The organism is Paraburkholderia sp. GAS41 (genome assembly GCF_050436545.1).
Taxonomy (GTDB): Bacteria; Pseudomonadota; Gammaproteobacteria; order Burkholderiales; family Burkholderiaceae; genus Paraburkholderia.
Genome location: NZ_JBNDMK010000024.1, coordinates 112,314 through 123,676 on the forward strand (window position 1 = coordinate 112,314; position 11,363 = coordinate 123,676).

Here is an 11,363-nt window from a genome sequence, read left to right on the forward strand (position 1 = left end):
TTGGGGGAAAGCATTGTGATGTGTTGACAGTAGATAACTCTACGCTGTAGAGTTATCTAAACACAGACGTATGGAGTATATATGCCACTGTCATCGGAAGAAGCTGCGCGGGTTTTGCGCAACGCAGAAGAAGTAAGCGCCTTAAGTGGAACTTTATATGGGTATCGGCGTGCAGCACCTCATCTTGTTCTGTGGGGTGCGATCTGGCTGTTCGGTTTCGGCATGGCGAATTTCTTCCATGACCATATCAACCTGATCTGGTCAGTTCTTGACACGATCGGGATTGCAGGCAGTATGTATCTTGCGAGGTTGTGGGGACACTCCTCCGATCACGCAATGCCCGAAAGATCGGAAAGAACCTGGCGCTGGCTGGCGTCAGTCATGATCGTCATTGCGTTTTTCGTTTTGGTCCAGATCATTATGGCGCCCACCGCTGAGAGACAGTCGACAGCGTTGATGGGACTGATCGTTGCAGCCGCATACGCTTTCAGAGGTCTGTGGGGTAGCCCGCGGATTGGTGTCATGGGAGTCTTGCTCGCGGCTGTCACGTTGTTTGGATACTTCTTCATCGCCTCCTATTACAACCTTTGGATGGCAGTGTTTGGAGGGGGCTCGCTGATCGTCGCCGGCTTGTGGTTGAGGACAGCTTGAATGGACCAACTCGACGACACGATTCACCAACCGGTACGCCTCAGAATTGTCGCCGCTTTGAAGGCGCTTCCAAAAGGTGAACAAATTGAATTTGTTCGCCTAAAAGAAATCGTTAGAACGACGGAAGGAAATCTCGGGGCGCACGTTGCCGTTCTGGAGAAAGCCGGCTACGTTGAAATCAGCAAAGATTTCGCTGCGAAGCGACCACGCACACGCATAGCAATCACAGCAGTGGGTCGGCGCGCATTCACGCTTTACGTTGACCAATTGAAAAGAATCATCGACGGAAACGAATGATGTCGGAAAGTTCGGAATCTTAGCCGAGAATTTAAAGAGTCGTTTGAATGACATCTGAACCTGGAGAGAGTCATGCCTGTTGTGTCACTAAAGAAAATATCAAAGACGTATCATATGGATGACGTCAACGTTATGGCGTTGAACGATGTCAGCCTAGACGTCGAGGCGGGACGCTTTACAGTCCTTTCTGGCGCGTCTGGCAGCGGTAAAACCACGTTGCTCAACATCATCGGATGTATCGATAAGCCCAATGAAGGGAGCGTTGTCATTGCGGGAACCGACGTAGGCCAGTTAAAAGACAACGCTCTTTCAGAATTCCGCTCAAAACATATTGGTTACATCTTCCAGAACTTCAATCTGCTGCCGGTTCTTACCGCCTATGAGAACGTTGAATACCCGCTGATATTAGCGAAGACTCCCGTATCGAAGCGCCGAAGCCGGGTCTTGGACCTTCTGCAGGCAGTTGGCCTAGCCGACAAACATCACCATACACCGGGCCGGTTGTCGGGCGGGCAGCGCCAACGCGTTGCCATCGCACGCGCGCTTGCTACTCAGCCTGACATCGTACTTGCCGACGAGCCTACCGCCAATCTGGACAGCGTGACCGGCACATCCATCATTGAGCTGATGCGAAAGATGCAACGCGATCTCGGTGTGTCGTTCATCTTCTCATCGCACGATAGTATGGTATTGAAAGCAGCCGACGATATATTCACGATTCGTGACGGAAAAGTGATTTCAACTAAAACTCACATCGATCATCCGGAGCTTGCGGTATGAGAACAATAGCCCTTGCCTTTCGCAATTTAATTCGCAATAAACGACGCTCGCTTGCAACCGTCGCCGCTACGGCACTTGGCGTGACTGCTGTTCTGTTGTTCGGTGGGTACGTGGATAGCATTCAATACGGACTTGAAACAGGTTATGTGCAAGACGAAGGCCACTTCCAGATCGTCAAGCAAGGCTACTTTGATTTCGGAACGGCTAATCCAGGCCAGTATGGAATTGAACGCTATCAGGAAGTCGTTGATCTGCTGAAGAACGACAAGGTCCTCGCGCCTATGCTAGCCGTCGTAAGCCCGTCGCTTAGTCTGACAGGGCTTGGCGGGAATTCCGACGCTGGCGTGTCACGCACCATCGTAGCGGATGGACAAGTCGTGTCCGACATCAACAGCATGCATAAATGGAACGATTACGATTTTCCTTTAAAAAATAAGGATTCCCAATTAACGGGAACCAGCAGTGACTCTATCTACATTGGCCAGGGTGTTGCGCGTGTATTAATGCTTTGCGATAAATTGCGAGTAGCAAATTGTCCGAAACCGCCGATCGACACGGGCGATGTCGCAGCAAAAGCGATTCCCGCCGACATCAGCGCTCTCACCGCGTCTAGACAAGATGCCAAAGGCGCGCAAAGATCTGACTTGGCTCAAATGGAACTGCTTACTTCAAGCGGCAGAGGCGCACCAAATGTGGCTGAACTAAAAGTAGTCAAAGCCGTCAACATGGGCGTCAAGGACTTGGACGATATGTACGTGGGAATGCATTTGTCTCAAGCGCAGAAGCTCGTATACGGCGCAGCCCCGCCCCGTGCTACCGCCATCATGTTGCAGCTACATCACTCTTCGGACATGGATGCTGTGCGTACTCGCGTCGAGGAACTGCTGAATACAACCCTCAAAGGGAATGGCCTCGAGATTCGTGACTTCAAGGAAATCAGTCCTAGTTACGGGCAGACCGTAGGTCTCTTCACCGCGGTATTCACTTTCATATTTATCCTGATTGCGGCGATCGTGCTGTTCCTGGTTGGCAACACGATGGGCACTTCAGTCGTGGAGCGTACGATCGAAATTGGTACGCTGCGGTCGATGGGGGTAAAACGCCGCGGAATCAAGTGGATGTTCGTCTGCGAAGGAATACAGCTTGGCGCGCTTGGCGCCGCAACCGGCATTGTGCTTGCACTCGCAATTGCCTGGATCGTCAACCAATGTAGTTTGACTTGGACACCACCGGGTGCGACAGATGCCGTGCCCCTCACCATCAGAATTTGGGGCGACTCAGGCTTGATTTTAAGCACGTTCATCGACCTGCTGATTATCGCCGCCTTCTCCGCATGGTTTCCGGCGCGCCGCGCGGCACGCTTGAATATCGTGGACGCTCTGCGCCACGTGTAAACAGTGCGAGCCGGATCACTATCCGGCTCTTTCCGCCAGCGTTCCAAAGAGCAATCAATTCATGAAAAGTAAAGCACTATGGCTGTTTGCGTTGTCGCTCGCCTACTCATCGGCAAACGCTGACCAAGATGCCCAAAACATCGTGAAATTGGCTGACATCGGCCGCAATCCCACTGTCCCATTCTCGGTGGTGCTGGATCTGACCGAATATCACAATGGTAAGAGCGTCGATGCCGACCAGTTGATCGTTTACTCAAAGAAAAATCCCTCGAGCGAAGCATTTGATTCTCTCGTTCAATTTGTCCTGCCTGTCAGGGATGCCGGCAAGCTGATTCTCAAGAACGGCAACGATCTCTGGGTCTATGATCCGAACAACAAGGCCAGCATCAGAATCTCACCGCAGGAACGTCTGCTTGGACAAGCATCCAACGGCGATGTCGTCACGGTTAACTTGAGCCACGACTATAAAGCGACGCTTGAAGCTCAAGAAGATATCAAGGATGGTGAAAAACAGACCCGACATTGCTATAGGCTGCTTCTAAACGCTGCTGGTGGCGACGTGACTTATGACCATTTGCGTATCTGGATCGACAGCACCAACAACGAACTGGTGAAGGGCCTGTTCTATGCGCAGAGCGGTGGTTTGCTAAAGACGGTCTACTACCGAAAATTTGCAGATAACCTTGGTGTACGAATCCCGACGGAGGCCGTGATCATAGACGGTGTAGATCCCAACTCCGTCACGGTGATGGATTTCTCAAACTATCAGAAGAAAGAAATCCCAGATACGTGGTTCCAACGGGCGTTCCTACAGAACTTTCAACCCGGATAGTCGGTCCAGGCGACATTGCAACGATCGCCAAGTCGGCGGCAAACGATGTTGCTGGCCTGCCAAGCAAATGTTGAAGGTACAGACCCTCCATCAAGTGTAGATACGTGGGTCGTTCGCTGCGTAAAAAAATCTCGAGCTTATCCACTGCTTCCAATTCGAATGTCCAAGTACCGAAGCATCGTCCTCGCCAGCATAATCGGCGTGATGTTTGGCGTTGCCTGTTGCCCGGACGTGTGGGCGGACGATGCCGACGCGCTTGCGTTGGCCGACAGCACACAGCCCGTCATCGCGACGCCTAGCCCGTGGTCTATTACCACCGAAGCAGCGTGGTACAACACTTACGGGAATCTACCGCAGAACGGGGAGCGGGTATCTCTCGACGTGGCGTACCGAAAAATGCTTTCCCAGGATTGGGAGGTCGTGTTCAGCGACCGGCTCGATATGCTCTGGAGCCCTCAGCGTGAGGAAGTCAACACGCTGAAAGAGGCGTATGTGGACTGGAGGAAGGATGACGCATTCATCGTGGATGCCGGCCGAATCAACCAGCGCCTAGGCGTGGCATTCGGCTATAACCCGACCGATGTCTTCAAGTCCGACGCGATCCGGGATGTGATCTCCGAGAGTCCGGACAGCCTGCGCAGCGACCGGCTCGGCGTGGCGATGTTACGTGGTCAGTACTTATGGTCGGATGGGTCCCTGACCGGTATCGTGGCACCGAAAATCGCTAGTCAGCCATCCGATGCGCCCCTCAGCCCGGATTTCGGTGCGACCAACAACGATTCGCGCTGGCTGCTGATGGGCAATCAACGTCTCATCGGTTCATTTTCACCTCAATGGCTGATATTCGGGACGGGGAACGGATCACCCCACGTGGGCTTGAATCTTACGGCCGGCATTGGCGACTCCACGATCCTGTATCTCGAGTGGTCTGCTGGCAATGAGCGCTCTCAATTCGACGCGGCCAATGGTACCAACGGCGGTTCGACGTTCAAGAACAAGGCATCCATAGGGATGACCTACACAACGAGCTTCAATATTTCAGTGACGCTCGAATACGAATTCGATCAAGCTGCTTTGAGCGCCGAAGAAGAACGCCATGAGATCGCCACAAACCCGCTAGGCTACGCACAATACCTCAGCTACTCGTCGCTCATGCAGGAGAATGCAGCACGTCAGGCGTATTTTGTTTACGTCTCGTGGAACAAATTTTTGTCGGCCAATTCGGATTTGAGGTTTTTCGTCAGACGCGCACCAGCCGATCAAAGCACCATGCTATGGATGCAATTTGTTTATAAGTTCAAGAATGTAGACATAAGCATCGAACGGGATCTCTATCACGGGTCAGCATTTAGCGCGTACGGTGCGTCACCGGGCCTGCCCCGCTGGCAGGCCACTTTCGCATACTATTTTTGACTGAAGGGAATCTACTCTCAACCGATGCGTGCTTGCAGAACGATCCACCGCAATGTTGCTGGATAGCACGGATGTCAATGTATCAACGCGATCGGCCGGCCAGCCATGCCGCACACTGCTTCGCATCGCGAGACTGAAGAGGCTCGCGGACATTCTAAATGTGTGGTGCGCCCCGGCTATTACAAAACAAGCTGTCAAATTGCTAACAGGAAATCTTCTCAGTGAAATCGCTAAAGGACACGCTTGAACGGCTGCCTCCGGAAAAACTCAGGGCGTTAGCTTCTCTCCTTGGAACGACTAAAAAAGCAGCTACCCAGGTAATTGGCCGTGTCGATCCACAACAGACCATTTTCCCATTGTCTTTTTCTCAGGAGAGACTCTGGTTGTTTGAACAAATATTTCCAGGCACCGCTGTCTACACTTGGCCGTTCGCGTGGCCTATGAACCATTCGATAAGCGACGACACGGTCAGAATGACGTTGGATGCACTAGTTGCGAGGCATGAAATACTTCGCACGACCTATCGGCTCATCGACAACGTCCCTAAGCAATGTGTTAATCCCCCGCTTCCCGCTCGCGTCCTGTTTCACGATTTCTCAGCTCTCGACGACCCACGTGCCGAAGTCCGCTCGCACATGATTGACTATGCACGAGTGCCATTTGATCTTGAGCGCGGTCCGCTTTGTCGTTTCTATTTTTTCCGGACGGGAAAGAGCTCGTCTGTACTGGCTGGTGTGATGCATCATAGCATCGTGGACGCCGGCTCCCGTCAGTCGCTAGTCGAAGACATGTCCAGATTTATGTCTCTATTGAACGAGAACAAATCGCCGGTTCTTCCGGCGCTGCCGATTCAATACGGTGACTATGCGACCTGGCAGCGCAGTAGATTCGCTGCTGAACACGACTCTTCCGCACTCGAATACTGGACACGCCAGCTCAACGGCATTCAAAAGATCAGTTTCCCGGCCGATCGGGCTCGTCCCGATCGCGCAACGTTTGCCTGCGGCGTCGAACCCTTGGAACTGCCGGCTCCGTTGGCGGAAACGCTGCGAGGGTTCAGCCGCTCATGCGGCGTGTCGCTTTTCAATACACTCCTCTCGGGATTCCTGGCGCTGATAAGCCGCTACTGTGGTACTCGTGACGTTGCAAGCGCGATCCCTACCGCCGGTCGCAATAGTAGCGAATTGGATAAGCTCTTAGGTTTCTTCGTCAATACGCTAATTATTCGAACCCGTCTTGACGATTCGCTGTCGTTCTCCACGCTGGCTAAGCAGGTTAAAAATACCGTACTGGAGGCTTTGACACATCAAGACATCCCTTTTGAGCGAGTCGTTGAAGCGCTACGACCACCTCGTGAATTGAACCGAAACCCATTCTCCGACTTTATCTTTCAACTGGAGAGTGTCGATCGCTCTGCGTCCGCATCGATGCACGAAGTCGGCATTACCGCTGAGTTCACAGCATTCGATGTTGACATTCATCTCTATGATGAACAAGGCGCGATCGAAGGTGACCCGCCACTGCGACTATACGGAACGCTTGTTTACAATCGCGATGTTTTCGATGCCGAATCAATTCGCCGCTTTGCGAACGCATACATCGCCTGGCTGCGCGAGGCGGTCGCTGCGCCAGATATTCCCATTCGGTTACTGAACACCCTTGACCGCGATGACGCTCTGCAGCAGGACGCGTGGAATGCGACCCAACGGGTGTTCTCGGAGGAACAGTCTTACCTCCGGGCAATTTCGCGTTTCGGAGTATCACAACCGGGTGCGATCGCGCTTGAGTGCGACGGAATCACTCTAACGTACGATCAACTCAACCACCAGTCGGACCTTTTCGCAACCTACCTTCGATCCCGAGATATCGGTCGCGAAAGTGCAGTCGCTGTGTGTGTACATAGATCGACAAAAATGGTTGTCGCTCTACTCGGAATACTTAAAGCTCACGCGACGTATATTCCACTCAATCCTGATTTCCCTGTCGAGCGTCTGCGTATGGCACTCGACGATGCCTCGCCGTCGCTCGTAATCACGGAACGTGAGATAGCGTCCAGCATCTCAATCGATCAGCATCCGACAATTTGCATTGAAGAGGAATGGAAACATATCCAGCGCTGGGACGGAGTTCTGAAGGATGGTGCCCATTTCGGGCCGAGGAAAGGAGACCTTGCCTATCGAATCTATACTTCAGGTTCAACGGGTAGACCTAAAAGCGTGAATATTTCTCACGGCGCACTATGCAACGTGATTCACTCAATCGCAGAACACTGTTGCATCGACGACACCGATGTCTGGTTGGCTATTACATCTATCTCGTTTGACATTGCTGCGCTTGAGATTTTTCTTCCCCTGACGGTTGGTGCTCGCTGCATTCTGGCGACCGAGCGAGACGCTACTGACCCGAGCCGGATCCAACACCTGATTGCGAGCAGATTCGTTTCCGTCATGCAGGCAACGCCTGCAACATGGCAATTGATGACAGCCGAGAATTTTCAGCCAGGTCTCAGGCCACTGAAGATCTTGTGTGGTGGCGAGGCATTACCACTCCATCTCGCGCAACAACTGATGGAACGCTCATCTTGGGTGTGGAATGTTTACGGCCCAACCGAAAGTACGATCTGGTCGTCAATTCACCGATTGCACGAGGATAATGAAGTCGTGCCGATCGGCCGCCCCCTCGCGAACACCCGCCTCTACGTGCTCGACGAACATCTGAATCGATTGCCAATCGGCGCAGAGGGAGATCTTTTCATTGCGGGTGATGGCCTGGCCCAAGGGTATGCAAGACAACCAGCCCTCACCGCAGCGAGCTTCGTTCCCGATCCGTTTGCCAAATCGTCTGGCGAGAGGATGTATCGCACAGGTGACAGAGCGAAATACCGACGTGACGGCACACTTGTCTACTTGGGCCGGCGTGACGACCAAACCAAGATTCGCGGCTTTCGCATCGAGCTCTCTGAAATCGAAGACAGCATGAGCCGTCATCCGGCGGTCTTGCAGGCTGCTGTAAGGGTCTGGAAAGGCGAAGGGAGTGTTGATCACTTGATTGGGTATTTCACTCGCCGCGACGTTGGAACGCCCGTCACCGGGGAGGCGCTGCGGGCGTTCATTGCGCAAACACTCGCGCCCTATATGGTCCCTGCCGCTTTCATAGAACTCCAGTATTGGCCATTAACATCCAACGGAAAAATCGATCGCGCTGCACTGCCACCAGCATCACCCAGTTATTTTGTCGCCCGCCCTTACGAGGCGCCGGTTGGACCCACCGAGGTTGTACTGGAGCAGATCTGGAGGCAACTGCTTTCCAAGCCTAGAATCGGCCGGCATGACAATTTCTTCGATTTGGGCGGAGATAGCCTTGCATCTGTGCAATTGGTATATCTCGCTAAGGAGAGAGGCCTCGCATTGCGAACTAGCGACATTTTTCAGTTCCAGACTCTGGAGTCGCTCGCCGCCGCAATTGATTCGGCGCTCAAAGGACTGAAAGACGATCGACTTGCGCAGACGATCGTACCGCTCGGCGCTCCCCGCTCCGAACGTGCTGCCGCTGATACGCTATTTCTTATTCATCCTGCTGGAGGGGACGTTATGTGTTATCACGAACTCGCGTTAGGGTTGGCGTCGCATTGCCCGGTTGTCGGAATCGCCTACGGAGGCTTCAAACACGGTCCTGGCGCCGCAGTGACCGTAGAACAAATTGCAACTTGGTATCTGACTGCAATCAGAGAGCAATTCGGCACGAACCCGACTCTTCTTGGCGGATGGTCGTTTGGGGGGACAGTAGCGTTCGAAATGGCCCGACAGTTATACGCTGCAGGTGCATCGCCCCATCGTCTGCTAGTCATTGATCAGCCAGCACCGACTATCGAAACATCCCGTACCGCAGACGCCAAAACCTCTTTGCTTGAAATTGCGAGGAAGTTCGAATTGTTCTCCGGCCGCTCGGTTTATATCAAAGACATCATCACCGGCTCACTGCCCTACGATGCGATTGTCGACGCTATTTTGCACCGGATGAAAGCGGCTGGGATGTTTCCCGATTACATGACGCCAGCCGCGTTCCGTGACTTTCTTGCATGGTATGACTCACATATTCGCGCATCGAATGCCTATCGACCGGAACCGTACGAAGGAGCGTTGACAGTCCTGCGAGCATCATCCCCAAGCCCGGCCGGCATTTTCTCGTCATGCTCATATCCTGAGAGAACCTTGGGCTGGCAAGGCTACTGCCGGCAATTTGTGCGTACCTTGGACGTCCCAGGACACCATCTCACTGTGATGTCCGCGTCCCATGCTAAAGCACTGGCCAATCAGATCACGGAAGCCCTTTCAAGCTAAACGAGCTAGCCACGTCCGAACGCCAAGAGGATCGCCTAATTTTCGAATCGATCATCCTGTCGGAGAAGATTTCGATTGGAACCAATGTCGCGCGCAGTTGTAAATTGATACAGCAACGCAGTTAGGAATTGATACACCTCGTTGTAGGGTTGCTCATTTTGGGCGGCCCGTGATCAGCTACGAGGAGTACATGGAAATCGAGATTCTGCGTCGCCAGGGAAACAGCCTCCGGGACATCGCGGTCGAGACCGGCATGGCGGTCAACACAGTCAGGAAGTATCTGAAATCGGGTCCACCGCTGCGTAAGGCCCGTCAGCCAGTCGTCGGCAAGCTTGCGCCCTTCAAGGCGTATCTGCAGAGCCGCGTCGAGGCAGCGAAGCCGGACTGGATTCCGGCAACGGTGCTCAAGCGGGAGATTGAGGAGCGTGGATACATGGGCGGCTTACGCCGCGTTCAGGATTATCTGCAGAAGCTTCGACCCGCTGCACGCCCCGACCCGGTGGTCCGATTCGAGACAGAGCCGGGACATCAGATGCAGATGGACTGGATTGAGTTTCGTAAGCCGGGACACAAACTCGGCATGCTCGCGGCGTTCGTTGCGACGTTGGGTTACAGCCGCGTCAGCTACGCGGAATTGGTCACCGACATGCGTATCGAAACGCTGCTGGCGTGCCATGTGCGGGCATTCGAGGCATTTGGTGGCGTCACCCGAGAGATCGTGTACGACAACATGAAGACGGTGATTCTGAAACGCGATGCCTATGGCAAGAAGCAGCACCGATATCATCCGGGATTCGCCGACTTCGCCAAACACCATGGGTTCGTGCCTCGCGTGTGCAAGCCATACCGCGCGAAGACGAAGGGCAAGGTCGAGCGTATGAACGGATATCTGCGCTACAGCTTCTGGGTCCCGTTGGTTTCAATGCTCAAACAGGCCGGGCTCACAGCCGACTGCGGCATATGCAATGAGCGCGTCAGGCTGTGGTTGCGCGACGTCGCCAACGTCCGTGTGCACGGCACTACCAAACGGGTTCCGGCCGAGGTGTTGCTCGAGGAGCGGACGCATCTTCTGCCACTGCCAGCACCCTACGTGGGACGATCGGTTAGAACGGGCGCGACGCCACATCAGCAGCCGAAACCAGCATCACGGTACGCGAGCTCGGAGTGGAACAAAACGTTGCAGCACCCGTTGTCGGTCTACGACGCGTTCAGCCGCCCACAGGAGGTAAGCGCATGACGCCACAGCTCGAACGACTGACTGTGTTGTGCAAGCAGCTCAACCTGCTGCACTTGCCGACACAGATTGCACACCTCGGCCAGATGGCCGCGAAGCGCGAGCTCGGCTATCTCGACTTCCTTGAACAGGCCTTAAAGGATGAAGCGATGGCACGTGCGGAACGAATGCGCCGGATGCTGACGCGTCTGGCTGGCTTCCCGGCAATCAAGACGCTTGATGAATTCGACTTTGAATTCGCGCTCGGCGTGCCGAAAGCACTGGTTCTCGAACTCGGCAGTCTTGCCTTTGTGGAGCGTGCCGAGAATGTCGTGCTCCTCGGACCCAGCGGACACGAGACATAATGCACACCTCCGTATGTTATTGAAGATCAATGGGTAATTGATTTGGATCCGCTGACTGCGGACCGCTATCAGCCTGCC

At 53.9% G+C, this 11,363-nt stretch carries 8 protein-coding genes and 1 pseudogene; all 9 read left to right on the plus strand.

The annotated features are described in order from the left end of the window. Positions 1–81: 81 nt before the first annotated feature. A complete protein-coding gene (locus P3T43_RS27575) occupies positions 82–651 on the plus strand; it encodes a hypothetical protein (protein ID WP_429284170.1) in 570 nt (189 codons plus the stop codon). Beyond that, entirely contained in the window at positions 652–948 is a 297-nt protein-coding gene (locus P3T43_RS27580; RefSeq protein WP_429284171.1) for a transcriptional regulator, read from the plus strand. It abuts the gene before it with no gap. A 72-nt stretch (positions 949–1,020) separates the two neighbouring features. Then, the gene (locus P3T43_RS27585; protein ID WP_429284172.1) at positions 1,021–1,728 is read left to right on the plus strand and encodes an ABC transporter ATP-binding protein; all 708 of its coding nucleotides are present in this window, start codon (positions 1,021–1,023) and stop codon (positions 1,726–1,728) included. Beyond that, positions 1,725–3,122 (plus strand): ABC transporter permease, encoded by a 1,398-nt coding sequence (locus P3T43_RS27590; protein WP_429284173.1) that lies wholly within the window; start codon positions 1,725–1,727, stop codon positions 3,120–3,122. The genes P3T43_RS27585 and P3T43_RS27590 overlap by 4 nt, the downstream gene beginning before the upstream one ends. Positions 3,123–3,183: 61 nt before the next feature. Then, the gene (locus P3T43_RS27595; RefSeq protein WP_429284174.1) at positions 3,184–3,954 is read left to right on the plus strand and encodes an outer membrane lipoprotein-sorting protein; all 771 of its coding nucleotides are present in this window, start codon (positions 3,184–3,186) and stop codon (positions 3,952–3,954) included. Between the two features lie 159 nt (positions 3,955–4,113). Then, positions 4,114–5,367 carry a hypothetical protein gene (locus P3T43_RS27600; protein ID WP_429284175.1) on the plus strand — a complete coding sequence of 418 codons (1,254 nt, stop codon included), beginning with the start codon at positions 4,114–4,116 and terminating at the stop codon, positions 5,365–5,367. A gap of 221 nt (positions 5,368–5,588) precedes the next feature. After that, entirely contained in the window at positions 5,589–9,707 is a 4,119-nt protein-coding gene (locus tag P3T43_RS27605; RefSeq protein WP_429284176.1) for a non-ribosomal peptide synthetase, read from the plus strand. A gap of 169 nt (positions 9,708–9,876) precedes the next feature. Beyond that, entirely contained in the window at positions 9,877–10,944 is a 1,068-nt protein-coding gene (gene istA, locus P3T43_RS27610) for an IS21 family transposase (RefSeq protein ID WP_429284177.1), read from the plus strand. Next, positions 10,941–11,273: pseudogene (locus tag P3T43_RS27615) on the plus strand (ATP-binding protein); the annotation flags it as partial. The gene istA and the pseudogene P3T43_RS27615, both read left to right, overlap by 4 nt. Between the last annotated feature and the right edge of the window lie 90 nt (positions 11,274–11,363).